This window comes from Bradyrhizobium sp. 40 (assembly GCF_023100925.1).
Lineage (GTDB): Bacteria > Pseudomonadota > Alphaproteobacteria > Rhizobiales > Xanthobacteraceae > Bradyrhizobium.
Genome location: NZ_CP064688.1, coordinates 304,218 through 321,505, shown reverse-complemented (window position 1 = coordinate 321,505; position 17,288 = coordinate 304,218). Strand labels below are relative to the sequence as shown.

Here is a 17,288-nt window from a genome sequence, read left to right as displayed (position 1 = left end):
TGATCTTGCGTTCATGAGCTCAATCCTACATCTGCCGTCGATCACGGCATGTAGGTGAGGAACAATGTCCTTCGACCCGATGGCCGCTGCGGTTGATTGGCTCGACGCCTACCGCGCTGGCGAGATTGAAACTATCCTGGAGATGTATGCTGACGATGCGACAGTCCATTGCGGCTGTGGTAGCATGAAAGCTCCCATCACTGGCAGAGAGGGCCTCCACGCTTATTGGACGGACCGGGTTCGGCAATTTCCAGCTTCGGAGCTGGACAACCTGCATCCATCGGATGATGGAACTCTAATCACATATGTCGCGAGGCACGGCGTCGTCAGTGTAGTTCTAACGTTTGATGCTCTCGGACAAATCTCATCCCAAACCTGCGGTCTATCCAATTAAGCCCACAATCCGCTGGGGCTTTGGGGGCAACTCGGCAGCCAGACCGGATCAGGAAGCGGGCTGCGCGAACTCCAAAGTCGTCTTCGAGTCAAAATGCGAAGAACTCCCTTGGGCAAATCTGGACCGATGATCTCGGTGACCGGACATCCAAGCGGCCGGATTGAATTCGTAAACGGGCCTAAAGCCTCGTTCGAATGTGAAAGCAAGGAGTGGCGCGCGCACCACATACAACAGGGCTTGCTTTGGAGAAAATGCAATGCGTTTTATCTTCGGATTATGCCTTGGGATCGCGTCGTGTGCTTCTGCGAACGCCGCGCCAAGGTGGCATCACAACTCGCGGCAAGCCATCATGCGTCCTGGCCAGGCGGTCATCCCGAGCTATACCACTCCACGGGGCGTGCGCATCTATCGCGACGATTCCGTTCCGGGAGGTCTCCGGACCGATCACGACGATCCTCCTGCCTACGATGATCCATCCAAGTTTGGCGGTGGCTGATGACTGAAGTGCGCGTCCGCTGCGGGTCAATCGCGTCGGTTTGCCCGTGAGGCGATGACCAGCGTTCGAAGCGGATAAACGGACGTGGTCAGACCGGACCGGCACGTCTCCAACCGGCCCAAGAAAGAGATCAACGGGCAACCCGTGGCGCATATTGGCGGCTAAACGGAGCCGCCGTACCCAGTACCTTTAGTGTTGAGTATCGGAGGCAAGAAATGATCGTAGCTCGTCGAGAAAGCGTGCCAAAGCCGGCTCGCCCTCCAGCATGATATGATTCCGGCCTTCGAGCGGGACAAATCGGGCGCCGGGAATCCCCGCGGCCAGCCGACGGCCCGACTCGAACGGCACTCTGGCGTCGTTGCGGCAATGCATGACAAGGGTCGGCACCTTGACCCGCGGCAGTAGTGAGCTGATCTCCACTTCGCCATTTGCCAGTAAATTGCGCGCTGCGTCTTCGGCCGAGCTCGATATACGCTGTAGCTCGTTAAACCAGTCGGCCTGCTCCTTGTTAGCGTCCGGAATAAACAGCGACGTGAACATCTGCCTGAAAGCCGGGTTTTCCTGTCCCCATCCCAGCCGCATCAGCGTCAGCATCGCATCTCCGGCCGCCTTCTCCGCCTCGGTCCTGGCGCGCTTCTTCCAGCCGACAACATAACCTCCGTAGAGAATCAGATGCGACACTCGCTCCGGATGCCGGACCGCGTAGGCAATCGAGACTGCGCACCCCTGGGATATGCCGAGCAGCGCGAACCGTTCGATGCCCGCGGCGTCGACCACCGCTTCGAGGTCATCGACGAACCGCTCGAATGTTACGTCGGGGACGTCACGATCCGAAAGCCCATTTCCCCTTGCGTCATATCGGATGAAAAGGTGCTCGCGGGACAATTCCCGGTAGAGATGCCGCCAGATTGGACTTTCGAAGTCGAATTCGATGTGGGTCATCCAGTGCCCCGTCTTCACCAGCGGATGCCCTTGGCCGGTCCTGGCGTAGGCCAACTGCACGCCGTCGGCGGTCTGGCAGAAGTGAATTTCCTGCTTGTGTTGGACGGTTGACGCCGCGACCGTGTCTTCCGCAGACGAGGGAATCGCGGCGTCTGGAATCGCCTCGATGTCCTTGGCAGTGAGCCCGAACACGCCGACCGCGCGCGAGATGTTCTTCACAGCCTGCTCGCCCAAATCAGCAAAAGCCATCGACAGCTTGTCCCGGATCTGGTCGTTCGCCGCCCTGGATATGCATACGCCGCCGGGCTCGCAGAGCGTTTCCAAGCGCGCCGCGATGTTGACGCCGTCGCCGAAGATATCGTCGCCGTCGATGATAATATCGCCGACGTTGATCCCAATCCGGAACACGACCTGCCGTTCCGCAGCGACCCCTGCGTTGCGCCCCACCATGCTGCGCTGAATCTTGACCGCACAGGCGACCGCATCCACGACGCTGGCGAATTCCACCAGCATCCCATCGCCGGTGGTTTTGACGATGCGGCCGTGGTGATCGGAAATGCCGCAGTCGACCAGTTCTCGGCGGTGCGACTTGAGGGAATTGAGGGTCCCCATCTCGTCGGCGCCCATTAGCCGGCTGTAGCCGACCACGTCCGCCGCTAGAATGGCCGCAAGCCGGCGTTGCATGGCTCTTGCCCTCTCATGCCACTGCCAGTCTGCCCGCAATCAGTGGCCGCGACAAGGCTGAACGGGCCGGCGGAATCCGCCGCGGATCAAAGCGCGGTTTTGGTTTTGCCGCGCACTTCCGGTCTACCCCGATAATCGCACGTAGTCGGTTCGGCAGCCACCTCGCAAAAGGGTCAGAATGCGAAAAACTCAAGGTGAGCAAATCTGGTCCGCTATACCTCGGTCAGCAGACCTCATGGCGTGGGCCTTGCTGGAATTGCTGGCGCGGAGCACACCGGCTGCACTTACATCGAGAACCCAGCCCGGCGTCCCCACGATTAGCCGGTTAGCAGCGCGCACCCCAATGTGAGCCTTATCGCGACTAATGCCCACGCCGTCGGGCGTAATCAGCTAGCCGATGATACCGATGGTCATTAAGCAAAGGCGGCTTCGCTTGTGTTATAGCTTCCAAGCAATCCTTTAGCTCACTCGGTGCCCAAAACTGATCCGCTAAGATCGCCGCGAGCAAGCGTAGTGAAGCTTCTGGGAATCGGGCGCATAGTCCTGATGTATGGAGCTGATGCACAGCGTAGTGAGGGTGCTCGATCGGACGTAACCAATCCGCGATAGCAGCCAGCACGGAAGGAAACGTATCTCCCCCCGCGATGCACATGATGGCGAGTGACTCAGAAAGGCTGTTCGACGCTATGTCGCGCGACTTTGGCCAAATTTGTTGCCAGAAGGGTTGAACTCGATTTGTCCAGTAATCCTCCCGCTGCGCACCAGCACCTCCAAGCGCTTGCGAGAGGGCCTGCACCACTTCCTGCAAGCCCTCGACTGGCAGGGATCCAACAGCGTCTTGGAAGTCCTTGGACGTGTAACCTTCCGCCGGCTCCAAGGCGGAGTAGGTGAGGAATGCTGCAAACTGTCGGCCATGATCGCCGAGACTTTGGTAGTGATGCGCCGTAGATAGGAATTGCGGCTTGAAAGCAATGAGGAGGGGGCGGTACAGCCGAGGTGACCACAGAAACCCCTCCCAAGCTGCCTTTGCTTCGCTCGAACTGTGCTCCCAGTCAAAAAGAGGCAGCAGATTCTTCTCGGTCCATGGACGATCTACCCGAAACAACGCGATCAGGTGTGACGCCAACAACACCCGCCCGTGACGGAAGCGCGCGACTCCAATATCGCACATCGCTGTGAAAAACGGCTCGATGTCAGCAGGCAGCCCTTCATTGTCATTGGGCTTGCGTTCGAACCAAAGATTCAGCAGTGCCTCCGCGACGTGGCCGATCGGATGATTGATGGCATCCGTCACAGGTTCGTTGATTGGCTTTCCGTCCTTACTGATCCCAGTATCCGGGTCCTGAAATACCGAGAGCAGGCGTCCGCAAAGGTCGAGCAGGACCGTCTCATGTGGATCAGCGCTCTTAGAGGCCGCCCTCATCAACCAAGTAAGGCTGTGAGCGGTCGCCTGCATAACCGCGTCAGGCATCCTGGCCAGCAGGGGGGCCGCATGGCGCCACGACCGAGCAATTAGGATCCCCTCGCTCCACGCCTGTAGCGCCTCTCTCCAACGCCCGGCAGGCCAAATTCCCTCGCTGGCTAGATCGCATAAAGCAAAGAGACTATGAAAAAACCGAGTCCGACAGGTATCCAGCCATGTGTCTTCATCATAAAAGGACGACATCTTCGGCTGCGGCTGCTTGAGCCATTGAACCAAGTCCGCCCGCTTACGAGGTGCGATGTCGACACGCCGCTTCGATTCAAAGTCGGGGTCGCCCGTTCCACTCATCCAGTGGGAGAATTCGTCCTGTTCATCTTTAGCCAATCGGCGACGAGACTCTGCGGCCGTCAAGCTTTCGAGGCGCAGAGAAGCGTCTTGCCCCAAGCCGCCGCTCTCGCGTAGTTTGGCGAGACGCAGCCAAACTGCGTCCCCTACGATCGATTCCCAATCCCCCGAGGGGAGGCCCTCTCGATACATGTGACGTGGCGGGCCGGCCAAAATTACCGTCTCCAATGTGGCTCTATTTGCAGGCGACAGCTCCGATCCTTGAAGCACTAGCAATCTCATTGTCTCGCGCTTCGTGCCCCCGGACCATAGCCACCAACCATTGTTCGAAGCCAACCATTCGACCCACTTTTCTGAATTGATAACGTCATCCTGGCTGGCGGCAAACAGTGCCAACCGCTTGAATGTCGGATAGGGTACATCGAACCATGCTAGCGCTATGTGCCGGGCGCGCTCGGGCGCGGATTTGCGGGTTTCAAGCCACGCATCCCGCACTAACTCGATCAACGTCACCCAGTCGCGGAAACCCCGGTTCTGCCAATGTGGCGTGATCGATGGCAAATCCCAGTACGAACGGTCATCTCGGTCATCCGCTTCGCCTAACTCCCGCAGCAAATCCAGTGCATCGCGCAGCAATTGCTGAAAGTCATCCAGAACGGCGGGCAACGCCGTTTGCCATTGGTCATCCGCCAGATCACGAAGGGACGTACGGACGTGATCCGCGGCGAGCACGAGTTCCCAGTCGACCAACTCCTTAATGCGCGTTGCCTCTTCCGTGCCCTCTTCTGAGCCCCAACGGAAAGGCTTTTTCAACGTAACCTTCGGCGACAGTAGCTCGCGGAGTTGCAGCCGCAGCGGTGTATTCAGTCCTTCGCGTTTAAGACGATCCTTCCAGCGGTAAAAATCTAGCTCGCGCCATGGTGCTTTTACGCGGCCCGTGAGCAGCAGGCGCCAGATTGTTTGCATCAATGGGCTGGGAATGGCGTTTGGCGATTGGGAACGGATTTCGTCCAGTTCGGCCGTCCTTCCTTCCCGAAGTAATTGAGCAAAGCGGTTCAATTGTTGCTCGATCAGCCACGTCCAGCGCTCGTGCAATTGGCCGCCGCGCTGCGCCAGCCAAATCAGCAATGCTGGATCGTTCAAATGTCGGGTTAGCCAGCGGGCCAGATGGAACATCACGTCGTCCCATTGGCTGCCGCCAACTCCACCTGAGACGATTGTCATCCATGGCGCATGTCGATACGGCGCAGGGCGTTGGACCAGGCTAAACCGTAACTTGTCATCGGCCTCTCTACGTGGAGGGACCCCAAAGCGATTCAAGTCAATGTGCAGGTATCGTTGATCCGAGAACGCCTCTAGCCATTCGAGCGCCGGTACGGGATTAAAGTCCGCGAATCGCTTCGCAGGCAAGCCTGACTCGTCGGACACTGCCCAAAGCATTCGCCCCACAAAGTCATCTTGCTGAGTGCTGCCGGATGGTCGCGCAAGAGCGTGCGCAACGACGATCCCCTCCTTGCCGAGCGTGCCGCCCCGATAGGTGGCGGCCCACAACTTCAATGTATCGTGCAGCGCCGAGTGACTGCCCGAGCGGACCTCGTAAAGGATGGGTGTGACACCCTTCGCCGCCCATTCAATCGTCTTTGCGTGTTCTTGCCCCCGCTCGCAATCGCCGAGGGCATAGGCTTGCGGAATGAATTCGCCCAGCATGCGGTCGGCAGCTAGTGCGTCCATCATGTAGCGAAGTACCGGATCGTTGATGCTGTAGCCGACGAAACATACGAGATAATTTCGGAACAACTCGCCGACAAACCGCGCCGCCCACCTCTCAGTCAGATATGCTAGGCCAAAATCGCCGCTGGTGAGCACCAGCCGGTTGAGCGCGGTATCGTCCGGTTTGGCTGGTAGCAAACCATGTAGATAAACTAGTCCGTTCCACCGGCTGTTCTTCGGTATAGGAAGCATCGGCGCGGCGTAGGCGTCGAATGCCTTGCCGGGACGTTTTCCTACTCGTTCGAACACGCGGTCGAAATTGGTAGTCACCAGACGCAGTGAGCCATCGCGACAGCGCGCTAACTCAAGCAGCGCCTCGTGACTATCCGCGGCACCCTTGCGGCGCCACTTAGGTTTGAGGGCTTCCGCCAGCTTTTGTCGAACTGGGATTCGATTTCCAGGTAGTCGGCGTTCCAACAGATCGAGAGTGGCGTCGAATTGATTGCGCTCGTAGGCCTCTTGCTCAATGGCCAAGCGGCTGGTGCCAACGCGCCTGTAAATCTCGTCGACCAGTCCCTTGAAACCTGGCAAGCCAGCAGGATAGGAAATCCCTGCGCCGCAGAAGAAAACAACCCGGCCTTCCTCATGTGCTTGCAAAAGAGCGTCTGGAATGTCGGGGCCGTTAGCGACAAATTGCATGAGCTTCAATCATTGTTAGGCGCGTGCAGCGCGAGCCGTGCTCTACGTTACTACCCCTTAGGACGGGTGATTCGTACGGCTTCGAGAATGACACGTTAGACGAGCGTTGGCCGGCACCTGCTCGCTTATCCAGCTAATTCACAGTTTTCGAAAGTCGGGGCACATGCGGAGCGTGGGTAGAGCGCCGCGGATCGCTAGGCGCTCTCTCGGGATGCGCGCTCGCACAGTCGCGTCCTGCTTTTGCAACAAAATCGGAAGTAGAACGGAAATACCCGCGACACGTCACTACGTCGGCCGTTAACTCGAATCGAGAGGACTAAGGACTTGGATCAGATAATTTCGTGATAAGGCTGGATAAGGACAACGAGACGCCCGATGCCAACACTATCGAAGCCGAAGCACGAAATTATCGCCAACTCCCTTGCGTCAGGGATGAGCCAAGCGGATGCCTACCGGGCGGCTGGTTACGTCTATAAACCAGCGAATGCGAGTAGGCTCTGCAGGACTCCATCCATCGAAGCACGAGTTCGAGAGATCATAAGCGAGCGCGCCAACAGCGAGACCAAGGCACGAGAAATCGGAATAGCACGAGCTGCTCTTACGGAAGAGTGGATCATTGTCCGGCTGAAGCATGTAATTGATTTGTCGCTTCGCGGGCTCCCAATATACGACCGCGATGGCCAGGCGACCGGAACCTTTAAGCCCGACCTCAATGCTGCCATAGGCGGGTTGAAGCTGGCGGCGAAGATTGCGGGCCTGCTGATCCATAGACCCGAAATCGGCCAGTCTGGCGCTATTGCGCGAATGACAGATGCAGAACTCGGTAAAGCGTTCCTCGATCAGTGTACGGCACTAGGACTGCCCATGCTAGATTGAGCCGGTGAAACTCTGTGCGACGGCGTTTTGCGCTAAGACTTACTGAAAAGGCCGATCGAATGTGAAACTGATGTCTTGCAGATCCTCCTTGCGTTCAGTGACAAGGTTCGGGAAGTGGGTCCTTCGTCGGCAGCTTGGGTCGCTGGCTGAACGCATACTTGAGTTGAGCTTCGGAGGAGAAGTAGATCCCGCGCTCGCTGATCCAGGCTTTCGGACCGAGGATGAGGGGAGTCTACTGATCGCTGGCCGGTATCGCGTCTCGTTGGCGACTGCTGAAGGGACAACAGAAGGTCACGGTCGAGCACGTTCACGTCCACAGCGGCGGACAAGCCATCGTCGGCAACGTCGAGGGGGTGGGGTACGGACCAAATCGGAGAATCAACCCCATGCTCTTGGATATGCGCCGGGCGAAACGTTGTGGAGCACGAACAAGGAGCGGGAAGCCGTGCCAGTCGCCGGCAATGCCGAACGGTAGATGCAGGATGCACGGTGGACCGTCACCCGGGGCACCGAAGGGCAATCGAAACGCATTGAAGCACGGTCGTTATACGACAGAAGCAATCTTTCGTCGGCAGGCCATTGCCGCGCTTCTTCGAATGGCCAGCAGTTCGATCGGCCCGCCACTGGCTGAGAATGGCCAAACTTGGACGGGGTTAACTGAATTTTAAAGGGTAAGATGCACGATTTCGGCATGAAAATGGCGGGCGCAGTTATCGTTGCTCTCCTAGCTCTCAATTTCGTGGACGAGCAATACAACAACGGCCGCTATTCACGAGCGGCGACTGTGATGTTGTCGCACATCACTAGATCATTTGGCTGATCGCTCCTGATGGTTCATTGGGCGATGCCAGCCACTCCCTTCGATAAGCTCCCTTCGCGTGAACGGCACACCGCCATCATTGCCGAGCTAGACGCGATGGTCCGCGCACAGTCGCCTTCAAGGCCGCTCTACAGCAAAGAACTAGCGGAGCAAATTGGCACGTCCGTACGAACGTTGAACTCGGCGTCGGTCTCCGTCGTTGGCATGAGCTTGCATTCTTACCTTCGTTTAACGAGGCTAACACGTGTGCGGCTTCAACTTTCGACGGGCGCGTTTAGCGTCAAGGCGGCGGCACTCGCCAATGGCTTTTGGCACCTGGGGGATTTCTCGCGCGTCTACTGTCGCGCTTTTGGGGAGCTGCCTTCGCAAACGCGCGCACGGGCTAAGCAGTGCAAACAAATCGACTTGTCGACGCTTCCCTGTCCAAGGGAAAGCAAACTGACGCTGGTTTAGAGACGCGATAGTCGCCCTATTGCTTGAGCAGCAGGATTGCGCCAATTCCGACCCCGCCCACGATCAAAATGCCGATCCAGCCCCAAGCGTCTTTGATACCATCGTCGTCGCTCGGCTCAAAAACAGCACGGATCAGCAACAAGGCAATGACGACTGCGGCGACAGTTTTGGTAACGTCCGACAGCGTCAGGTTTGCAAAGGGCTTGTGCGAAATATCCTCCGGCCAATAGGCGTAGAGAACCAGAAAGAGAACAGCATACACGGCTAAGCGTCCGAATATACTAAACGGTCGCAGCCACTTTCTACGCCTCTCATTGAGCTGAGCTTGTTCATTTGCCTGCCGCTCGAATTGTTGAAGTACGTCCGCGAGCGGCGTCTCCGGTTCTGGGATCGGCGGCGGTCCTACGTGAAGAAGGCTGCGTCTCTTAGGCAAACGCATTCCCATGGCAAACAGGACCACGGCACCCAGCGCGATGAACGCAACGCCGACAATTTCGCTCACGTCACAGTCCCGCTTGCTGCTGGGCAGTCTGCAGCAGGCCAACAGCCTATCGATCTAGCTAGTAAGGATGCGCATAAAAACTAAACGCAGCTAAATTGAACGGTGGCCCTCGGGAAGTTACCCATCACATACGGTGGTTGGGCCTCGGTCAGGTTGGTCAGCTGTATTGTTTGATGACGGGCAGCGCAAAATTGTCCTGCCTCGGTGAGAGCTTCTTCCTTCAAAGTCCCAGCACCTGAGAAACCCGTTGCCGCTTGCCGGGAAACCATGAAGCTATTCGGCCCCGTTGGAGCAACGCTAGAGTTGGCCGCGCAACCCGCCAACGTGAAGCTGCACAGCAGCCCAAAAGCAGCCCTCATCATGATAAATTCCCCCCAAAGACGAGTTTGACTGAAACCACTACCGAGTCAATTACGCGAAACATGAGACGGCTTGGGGGCTAGTCTGGGGACCTACCGACCTCTATCATAAGTAAATTCATTTATACCAGTAGCTTAGACTGATTTGATGGCGGAGAGAGTGGGATTCGAACCCACGGTACGGTTTCCCGCACACACGCTTTCCAAGCGTGCGCCTTAAGCCACTCGGCCATCTCTCCGGAGCGCACTCTCTTGAAGGGGCGCCGATGATTTTGCAAGGGATCGCGGGGAAATCGGGTGATTTTTCCCTAAGATGTTGTATTTCATGGATAATATCAGGCGCCATCACACCGTTCGGAACCGTCCGCCGACTGAACCGGCGGCGGGTTTGGCGCGACGATTCACTCAAGACCGTCAAACACGTCCGGGGGCACCATGACCATCCGCAACACCATCGCCGCGCTGAGCCTGGTTTCGGCCGTTGGCGCCGCCTTTGCCGGACCGGCCGCCGCACAGGTCTGCACCCGACAAGGGATCGACGTCAGCTGTGACGACGGACGGCGCGGGATGCTTTCGGGCGATGCCATCCTCTGGCCGGACGGCACGCGCTCGAGCGCGACGCCGCATCAAAGCGTCATCATCGGCAACAAGAGCTCGGTGCATGTCGGGCCCGGCGTGTTCGTCGGCCAGGGCAAGGGCATGGTGCCGCTGGACGATCCGAACGCGCCGAACAAGCGGCAGTGCGCGATTCTGGAAGGCGTGTCGTATTGCTATTGAGGCTCTCGTCTTCGGCCCTGCCCTCCCCGTAAGGAACGGGGAGAAGGAGACTAGATCAACCGCACGCCTGAGATCGCCGACTTGAGCCAGCGCAGCGCTTGCGGCGGCTGGTTGGCGAGCGGCGCGACCGCGGCCTTCTCCGTCCGGCACTTCTCCAGCTCGGCGACAAAATCCGCCGACCATTGCTGGATCGTGTGGCCGCGCAGCTTCTTCATCATCGCATCCCAGCGCATCTTGCGCTCGGTGAGCGGCATCGCGGCCGCGACCGCGATCGCGCGCGCCATCCCGTCGATGTCGTGCGGATTGACCAGCAGCGCGGCGTCGAGTTCGTTGGCCGCGCCGGCAAATTTCGACAGCACCAGCACGCCGGGATCGGCCGGGTTTTGCGCGGCGACGTATTCCTTGGCGACAAGGTTCATGCCGTCGTGTAGCGGCGTCACCACGCCGATCTGCGCGGTGCGATACAGACCCGCGAGCACGGCTTGGCTAAAGCCCTTGTTGAGATAGCGGATCGGTGTCCAGTCGGCCTCGCCGTGGCGGCCGTTGACGTCGGACACGAGCCGCGCGACCTCGTTCTGCAAATTGCCATAGGCTTCGATGGCACCGCGCGAGGGATTTGCGATCTGCAGCAGCGAGATGCTGCGCGCAAACTGCGGATGTTCGGTCCAGAGCCGATCGAACGCGCTGATGCGGTTGACGAGGCCCTTGGAATAGTCGAGCCGGTCGACGCCGATCGCGAGCCGCTCACCGTTGAGGCTGCGGCGCAGCCGCGACACATCCGGATGCGACGCCGATTTCGCTGCGTATTGCGCGAACTTCTCGGCATCGATGCCGATCGGGAAGACCTCGCAGCGCGTTCGGCCATGCTGCGAGGTCGCAACGCCGTCTTCGACGGCGAGGCCGAGTTCGCCCGCGACATAGCCGAGAAAATTCTGGCAATCGTCATGGGTCTGGAAGCCGATCAGATCGTAGGCCAACATCGCCGTGATCAGCTCGCGATGATTGGGTACGCCTTGCATCACCGCCGCGACCGGCCACGGCGTATGGAGGAAGAAGCCGATCGGGTCGTCGACACCGAGGTCGCGCAGCTCCGCGCCGAGCGCGAGGAAATGGTAATCCTGCACCCAGAACGCGGTTTGTGCTTTCCGGAAACGCATCAAGGCGCGCGCCATGAAGGCGTTGACCTCGCGATAGCTGACATAGTCGTCACGCGAGACGCGGATCAGATCGCTGCGCGAGTGCAGCGCCGGCCACAGCGCCGAATTGGCAAAGCCTTCGTAATAGCCGCCATAGTGCGCCGCCGGCAGATCCAGCGTCGCAATCGCGCCAGAACCCAGTGCTTCGATCTCGGCGAACGGCTCCTTTTGATGACCGTCACGCACACGGCCCGAGGAACCCACCCAGATCGCGCCCGAATGTTCCACGACAGGCAATAACGCCGCCGCGAGACCGCCCGTCATGGGCTCGTTGGGCTTGCCGCGCGCGACGCGATTCGAAACGACGACTAAGTTCACAGGTCGTCCCCTCCTGTTTCATTCCACCCCATTTAACTGCCGTTCATCAATATGGTTCCTGATCATCCTTTGCACCAATTGAAACCAAAATCGGGCGCGCGCGTTGGAACCGGTTTACCTCAAGGCAACCCGACGATTTCGCTACACAAAGTCGGCTTTGGAACCGTGGCACGCGCAGCATGAAGCCGACGCGCTGGGGAGTTACGCGCGCGATATGTGGCTCCGAGATGTCCGTGCCTTATTCCAACCTTGAGTCGTCGAGCAGCCGCGCGAGGAACGCGCGCACGTCGTTCGGCGCGTCGAAGTGCCCGTTGACACCCATGGCGCGGCGGCCGACCGAGAAGGCGAGCCCGTTCATGTCGGGCATGATCGCGAACACGGTCTCGTCGGTGACGTCGTCGCCGATGAAGATCGGACGGCGCCCCTTGAAAGGCTCGTGCTTCATCAACTCGCGCACGCCGGTCGCCTTGGTGAAACCGGAATGCTTGATCTCGCAAACGAACTTGCCGGGCAGCACCTCGATCGGCGCGTTGGGCAGGTCGGCGCGGATCAGCGAAACGGATTCATAGATCGCCTTCTCCGCATGCGGCGCAAGGCGGTAATGCAGCGCCAGCGAATAGCCCTTGTCTTCGAGCAGAATGCCGGGACTGAGCTTGGCAACCGCCGCGAGCCGCCGCTTCAACTCCTTGTCCAGCGGCGGCGCACTGACGGCATCGGCTTCATTGTCAATGGAAAGCCGCATTTCCGCGCCGTGGCCGGCGACGGCGCGAAAGACATCGGGCGCGAAGATCAGGTCGATGTCGTTGAGCGAACGGCCGCTGACCATCGCCAGCGCGCCCGACGTGCGCTCCGTCAACCGGTTCAGTGTTTCCGACAGGCCTGGCGGCACCCACACCTCGCGCGGCGTCGGCATCAGGTCGAGCAGCGTACCGTCGATGTCGAGCAGGATCGCTGTTTCATTGAGATGCGGTACGAGTGCGTGAGGCACCGGCACCGCATCGGGCGCTTCATCGTCGACCATGGCGCGCTTTTGATCCAATTCAGCCAGTTCCGATTTCATAGTCTACTCCATGGAAGCCAGCGGCCGCGCGATTTCTTCGAGCGATTTGCGCTCCGCCGAGACGGCATAGCGCCACGCCACGATCGCGGCTGCGATCATCAGGAATGCCCCCAGTAGATAGCCTGCGAACACGCTGGTGCGTGACCCCGTGTCGATCAGCGCACCGAACAACGCGGGGCCGATCACGCCGCCGATGCCGGTGCCGACCGCATAGAACACGGCGATCGCCAGCGCGCGGACCTCCAAGGGGAAGGTCTCGCTGACGGTGAGGTAGGCGGCGCTCGCGGCCGGCGAGGCAAAGAAGAAGATCACCATCCAGGCGATGGTCTGCCCCTGCGCGCTCAAGGCGCCGATCGAGAACAGATAACCCGACAGCGCCAGCAACAGGCCCGACACCCCATAGGTGAACATGATCATGGTCCGGCGGCCGAGCGTATCGAACAGGCGACCGAGCAGCAGCGGACCGAGGAAATTGCCGGCGGCGAACGGAAGCAGATACCAGCCGACATGATCGGCGCTGATGCCGTAAAAATCGGTCAACACCAGCGCAAAGGTGAAGAAGATGGCGTTGTAGAAGAAGGCCTGCGCGATCATCAGCACGAGGCCGACCATCGCCCGCTGGCGATAGACCGAGAACAGCGTGTGCACGACCTCGCGGATCGGCGTGTGACTCCGCATTTTCAGGCGGATTTTGGCGAAGCGCCCATCGCTCGTATCCTGGTCGTGTCCGAGCACCGAGCGCTCGATCTCGTCGACGATGGCGTGGGCCTGGTCGGGACGGCCGTGGATCATCAGCCAGCGCGGACTCTCCGGAATCCACATCCGCATCAAGAGCACGACGAGGCCGATAGCCGCGCCGATGAGATAAGCGAGACGCCAGCCGAGATCGGGGCCGATCACCGCGGGATCGAGCAGCACGATGGCCGCTACGGCTCCCATCGCGGCACCGATCCAGAAGCTGCCGTTGATGACGAGATCGGTCCAGCCGCGATAGCGCGCCGGCACCAGTTCCTGGATGGTCGAATTGATCGCGGTATATTCGCCGCCGATGCCGGCGCCGGTGAGGAAGCGAAACAGCGCGTAGCTCGCGACATTCCATGACAGAGCGGTCGCGGCCGTTGCCGAGAGATAGAGCGCGAGCGTGATGAAGAACAGCTTCTTGCGGCCGATGCGGTCGGTGAGCCAGCCGAAACCGAGCGCGCCGAGCACCGCGCCCGCGAGATAGGCGGAATTGGCGACGCCGAGATCGAGATTGGAAAAATGCAGGGTGGGACTTTGCTTCAGCGCGCCGGAGAGCGCGCCGGCCAGCGTCACCTCGAGGCCATCCAGAATCCAGGTGATGCCGAGCGCGAGCACGACGCGGGTGTGAAAGCCGCTCCACGGCAGCGCATCAAGTCGCGCGGGAATGCTGGTTTCGATGATGCGATCGGCCGCGGTCGCGGTGGAGACCACAGGTCCATCGTTCGGCGCTGGGCTTCGCTGCAATTCCATCGCGTTGTTGCATCTGACCAATGGACATGGCCCCGGTTCACGTGGCGTGGACGGGGGCGATCCGATCGAGGGGGTGCGGCATTCCGCCTGCCACCTGCGACAACGTCTGCGGCGAGGGCAGGTTCCCGCAGGAACGACCGTTCGCGCCGCTGGTTTTCGCTGGAGCCGCAAGGAGTTGACGCATGGCTCATGTCAGAAAGACGACACATTCTCGCAAAACAGCGGCGCGCAAGAGCACCAAACGCGCCGCACCGAAGCGCTGGTCGCAGCGCGTGACGAAGGAGAGCGACGCGCTCGACCTCAAACAAGGCGTGTTCAAGCTGACCAGCGCGAAGAAGATCGCGACCTCGTTGAAGCGCTCGGCCGAGCACAGCGCGCGCCGCAAGACCGGCGCCTACCGCTCGGCCCTGTCGATGCTGACGTTCTACATCAACCGCGCCGGCAAGACGCTGCCGCAGACGCAGCGCACGCGGCTGGAGCGGGCAAAGGTGGAGCTGAAGCGGGCATTCGGGAGGGAGTGAGTGCCACGTCGTCCTGGACAAGCGCAGCGCCGATCCAGGACCTATTACCCCAGGGAGCAATTTGGCGATGACTCGGAGTGAGTAGTTCGCCCGATAACTGCTGCTTGAGCTAAGGGTCCTGGCTTTCGCCAGGACGACATTGGCGCGGATGCCCCTACGCCGCCCGGATATTGCCCATGAAGCGGTCGAGCTCGGCGCGCAGGCGGGTGCTTTCGGACGACAGCGTCTTGGCCGAGTGCAGCACCTCTTCCGAGGCCGAGCCGGTTTCGGCGGCGCCGCGGTTGACTTGGCCGATGTCGGTGGCAGCGGTCTGAGTACCCTGTGCGACGGTCTGGACGCTGCGCGCGATTTCCTGCGTCGCTGCGCCTTGCTGCTCCACTGCGCTCGCAATCGACGTCGAGATCGACGAGATCTGGCCGATGGTCGCGCCGATCTCCTTGATCGCCGCAACCGATTCGGCTGTCGCGCCTTGCATGCCCGTGATGTGCGAGGAGATCTCGTCGGTGGCCTTTGCGGTCTGGCTCGCAAGCGACTTCACTTCGCTGGCGACCACTGCAAAGCCGCGGCCGGCTTCACCGGCGCGCGCCGCCTCGATGGTCGCGTTGAGCGCCAGAAGATTGGTCTGCTCGGCGATCGCCGTGATGAGCTTGACGACTTCGCCGATCTGCTGGGCGGCATGCGAGAGCTTGCCGATGCGGTTATCGGTCTCCTTTGCCTGCACCACGGCGGCTTCGGCAATGCGGCTGGAATCGCGCACCTGGCGGCCGATCTCCTCGACCGAGGCCGAGAGCTCTTCGGTCGCGGTCGCGACCGACTGCATGTTGCTGGAGGCCTGCTCGGAGACGTCGGCGACCTGGCTCGACAGGCTCTGGGTGGTCTCGGCGGTGCGGGTCAGCGTCGAGGCCGCCGATTCCAGCTGCACGGCAGAAGCCGAGACGTTGGAGACGATGGCGCCGACCGCGCTCTCGAAATCGTCGGCGAAACGAATCAGCTCGGAACGGCGAGCAGCGCTCGCTTCCTTGTTCTGGGCCTCGTTGGCGGCGGCATCGCGCTCGGCCTTGGCCACGGCCTGCACTTTGAATTCCTCGACCGCGCCGGCCATCTCGCCGATCTCGTCCTTGCGCCCCAGGCCCGGCAGCACGACGTCGAAATTGCCCGAAGCAAGCTCGCGCATCGCCTTGCACATCGCGATCATCGGGCGCGAAATGCCATTGCCCAGCATCCAGGCCAACGCGGCGCCAATGGCGAGGCCGCCCAGCGCCATCATCAGCATCGTCCGCTCGGTCTCGCTGATGGTGGCATTGGCGCTCACCTCGATGCGCTGCTGATCCGCCGTCAGCTCCGACCGCAGCTCACCCGAGAGCTTGAGAATGGACGCGGCCGTCTTGGTCATGTCGCCGTTCAGCTTGACGATGACCTTCACGTTCTCGGTCAGCTTCGAAAAGGAGGCGCGGTACTGCTTGAGGAGATTGCTGATCTCGGTGACGCGGTCGGTGATTTTCTGGTCGTTGGCATAGATCGAGACCAGCAAGGTCTCCAGGAATTTGATGCGGGCGGTCACGCCGTCGGCGGTCTTCGGCTCCGGCTTGGCGACGAAGGCGCTGACCGAGGTGGAAACCGCAAGGTATTGCGATGTGATGTCCTTGGCCGTGCCCTGAACCGAGTTCAGGCCCGCCAATGCCGCGGTATCGGCAAGATCGTCGAACTTGAAGCGGATCTTGTTGCCGACGCTGTTGAGCTCATCCGTCGCGATCTTGCCGTTCTCGCGCGTCAACGTGATGATCTCGCCGAACACCTTGGTAAAGCTCTTGAAGTCGGCCTCGAGCCGGCCGACCTGCTCGCGGCGCGCGGCGCCCGTGGTGGCCGCCGCAGACTTGGCGATCGCGGCCCTCAAATTCTCTTCGGCCGCTTTGGCGGCGGTCTCATCATCCGCCGCGCCGGTCAGCGTGTAGGCCCGCGCCAACCCCTGGTAGGCGATCAGCTCGCGATCGACCGTCCGCGCGAGGTCCGCTTCGGCGACGCTGGAGCGGTAGGAGGCCACGGCGGCCTGGATCCGCTCGAAGCCGAAATACGCGAAAGCCATGCTGACGGCGAGGATGGCGAGCACCGCCACGAAGCCGAGGATGATTTTTGCGCGAAAACGCAAGGTGAGCAGCTTCGATGTGGTCGGCTTCGACTTGACGGGCATTCCCCACCCCATTCCATTCGCGGAAAACCAGGCG

13 protein-coding genes and 1 tRNA gene are annotated in these 17,288 nt (G+C 60.4%); 6 read left to right on the top strand and 8 right to left on the bottom strand.

The window, feature by feature from the left end; translation table 11 throughout:
• The first annotated feature begins 64 nt into the window (after positions 1–64).
• Entirely contained in the window at positions 65–394 is a 330-nt protein-coding gene (locus IVB40_RS01500; RefSeq protein ID WP_346283276.1) for a nuclear transport factor 2 family protein, read from the top strand.
• A 685-nt stretch (positions 395–1,079) separates the two neighbouring features.
• Here IVB40_RS01500 and IVB40_RS35850 read toward each other — a convergent pair.
• Entirely contained in the window at positions 1,080–2,516 is a 1,437-nt protein-coding gene (locus tag IVB40_RS35850) for an alpha/beta fold hydrolase (RefSeq protein WP_346283275.1), read from the bottom strand.
• Positions 2,517–2,877: 361 nt separating this feature from the next.
• Positions 2,878–6,693 carry an anti-phage defense-associated sirtuin Dsr1 gene (dsr1, locus tag IVB40_RS01485; RefSeq protein ID WP_247817919.1) on the bottom strand — a complete coding sequence of 1,272 codons (3,816 nt, stop codon included), beginning with the start codon at positions 6,691–6,693 and terminating at the stop codon, positions 2,878–2,880.
• Between the two features lie 375 nt (positions 6,694–7,068).
• Between dsr1 and IVB40_RS01480 the strand changes: the two genes are divergently transcribed.
• The 3 genes from IVB40_RS01480 to IVB40_RS01475 all read left to right on the top strand — a co-directional run bounded on the left by IVB40_RS01480 (position 7,069) and on the right by IVB40_RS01475 (position 8,842).
• Positions 7,069–7,569 (top strand): hypothetical protein, encoded by a 501-nt coding sequence (locus tag IVB40_RS01480; RefSeq protein WP_247817918.1) that lies wholly within the window; start codon positions 7,069–7,071, stop codon positions 7,567–7,569.
• A gap of 386 nt (positions 7,570–7,955) precedes the next feature.
• Positions 7,956–8,237 carry an HGGxSTG domain-containing protein gene (locus tag IVB40_RS35835; protein WP_346283274.1) on the top strand — a complete coding sequence of 94 codons (282 nt, stop codon included), beginning with the start codon at positions 7,956–7,958 and terminating at the stop codon, positions 8,235–8,237.
• A 161-nt stretch (positions 8,238–8,398) separates the two neighbouring features.
• The gene (locus IVB40_RS01475) at positions 8,399–8,842 is read left to right on the top strand and encodes a helix-turn-helix transcriptional regulator (RefSeq protein WP_346283273.1); all 444 of its coding nucleotides are present in this window, start codon (positions 8,399–8,401) and stop codon (positions 8,840–8,842) included.
• Between the two features lie 16 nt (positions 8,843–8,858).
• On the opposite strand, the gene IVB40_RS01470 is transcribed toward IVB40_RS01475, so the two are convergent.
• Together IVB40_RS01470 and IVB40_RS01465 are read right to left on the bottom strand one after the other, a co-directional pair.
• Positions 8,859–9,344 carry a hypothetical protein gene (locus tag IVB40_RS01470; RefSeq protein WP_247817917.1) on the bottom strand — a complete coding sequence of 162 codons (486 nt, stop codon included), beginning with the start codon at positions 9,342–9,344 and terminating at the stop codon, positions 8,859–8,861.
• 508 nt (positions 9,345–9,852) lie between these two features.
• Positions 9,853–9,942 (bottom strand) — tRNA-Ser (locus IVB40_RS01465).
• Positions 9,943–10,138: 196 nt separating this feature from the next.
• Here IVB40_RS01465 and IVB40_RS01460 point away from each other — a divergent pair.
• Complete coding sequence (locus IVB40_RS01460; RefSeq protein ID WP_247817916.1) at positions 10,139–10,480, top strand: hypothetical protein; 342 nt, start codon at positions 10,139–10,141, stop codon at positions 10,478–10,480.
• 50 nt (positions 10,481–10,530) lie between these two features.
• Here the strand turns inward: IVB40_RS01460 and IVB40_RS01455 are convergent, their stop codons facing one another.
• The 3 genes from IVB40_RS01455 to IVB40_RS01445 form a co-directional block, all read right to left on the bottom strand.
• A complete protein-coding gene (locus tag IVB40_RS01455) occupies positions 10,531–11,994 on the bottom strand; it encodes a trehalose-6-phosphate synthase (protein ID WP_247468271.1) in 1,464 nt (487 codons plus the stop codon).
• A 238-nt stretch (positions 11,995–12,232) separates the two neighbouring features.
• Positions 12,233–13,054, bottom strand: a complete 822-nt coding sequence (otsB, locus tag IVB40_RS01450; protein ID WP_247284786.1) for a trehalose-phosphatase — start codon at positions 13,052–13,054, stop codon at positions 12,233–12,235.
• 3 nt (positions 13,055–13,057) lie between these two features.
• A complete protein-coding gene (locus IVB40_RS01445) occupies positions 13,058–14,545 on the bottom strand; it encodes an MFS transporter (protein WP_027568041.1) in 1,488 nt (495 codons plus the stop codon).
• A 182-nt stretch (positions 14,546–14,727) separates the two neighbouring features.
• Here IVB40_RS01445 and IVB40_RS01440 point away from each other — a divergent pair, with 182 nt between their 5' ends.
• Positions 14,728–15,066, top strand: a complete 339-nt coding sequence (locus tag IVB40_RS01440; protein WP_027568042.1) for a DUF3175 domain-containing protein — start codon at positions 14,728–14,730, stop codon at positions 15,064–15,066.
• Positions 15,067–15,220: 154 nt separating this feature from the next.
• On the opposite strand, the gene IVB40_RS01435 is transcribed toward IVB40_RS01440, so the two are convergent.
• The gene (locus IVB40_RS01435; protein ID WP_247817915.1) at positions 15,221–17,254 is read right to left on the bottom strand and encodes a HAMP domain-containing methyl-accepting chemotaxis protein; all 2,034 of its coding nucleotides are present in this window, start codon (positions 17,252–17,254) and stop codon (positions 15,221–15,223) included.
• Positions 17,255–17,288 lie beyond the last annotated feature (34 nt).

What these genes read in the sequence shown, in the direction of transcription:
- IVB40_RS01500 (WP_346283276.1), top strand. Translation starts at nt 65, where the DNA reads ATGTCCTTCGACCCGATGGCCGCTGCGGTTGATTGGCTCGACGCCTAC.
- IVB40_RS01480 (WP_247817918.1), top strand. Translation starts at nt 7,069, where the DNA reads ATGCCAACACTATCGAAGCCGAAGCACGAAATTATCGCCAACTCCCTT.
- IVB40_RS01445 (WP_027568041.1), bottom strand. Translation starts at nt 14,545, where the DNA reads ATGGAATTGCAGCGAAGCCCAGCGCCGAACGATGGACCTGTGGTCTCC.
- IVB40_RS01475 (WP_346283273.1), top strand. Translation starts at nt 8,399, where the DNA reads ATGGTTCATTGGGCGATGCCAGCCACTCCCTTCGATAAGCTCCCTTCG.
- dsr1 (WP_247817919.1), bottom strand. Translation starts at nt 6,693, where the DNA reads ATGCAATTTGTCGCTAACGGCCCCGACATTCCAGACGCTCTTTTGCAA.
- IVB40_RS35850 (WP_346283275.1), bottom strand. Translation starts at nt 2,516, where the DNA reads ATGCAACGCCGGCTTGCGGCCATTCTAGCGGCGGACGTGGTCGGCTAC.
- otsB (WP_247284786.1), bottom strand. Translation starts at nt 13,054, where the DNA reads ATGAAATCGGAACTGGCTGAATTGGATCAAAAGCGCGCCATGGTCGAC.
- IVB40_RS01440 (WP_027568042.1), top strand. Translation starts at nt 14,728, where the DNA reads ATGGCTCATGTCAGAAAGACGACACATTCTCGCAAAACAGCGGCGCGC.
- IVB40_RS01460 (WP_247817916.1), top strand. Translation starts at nt 10,139, where the DNA reads ATGACCATCCGCAACACCATCGCCGCGCTGAGCCTGGTTTCGGCCGTT.
- IVB40_RS35835 (WP_346283274.1), top strand. Translation starts at nt 7,956, where the DNA reads ATGCTCTTGGATATGCGCCGGGCGAAACGTTGTGGAGCACGAACAAGG.
- IVB40_RS01435 (WP_247817915.1), bottom strand. Translation starts at nt 17,254, where the DNA reads ATGCCCGTCAAGTCGAAGCCGACCACATCGAAGCTGCTCACCTTGCGT.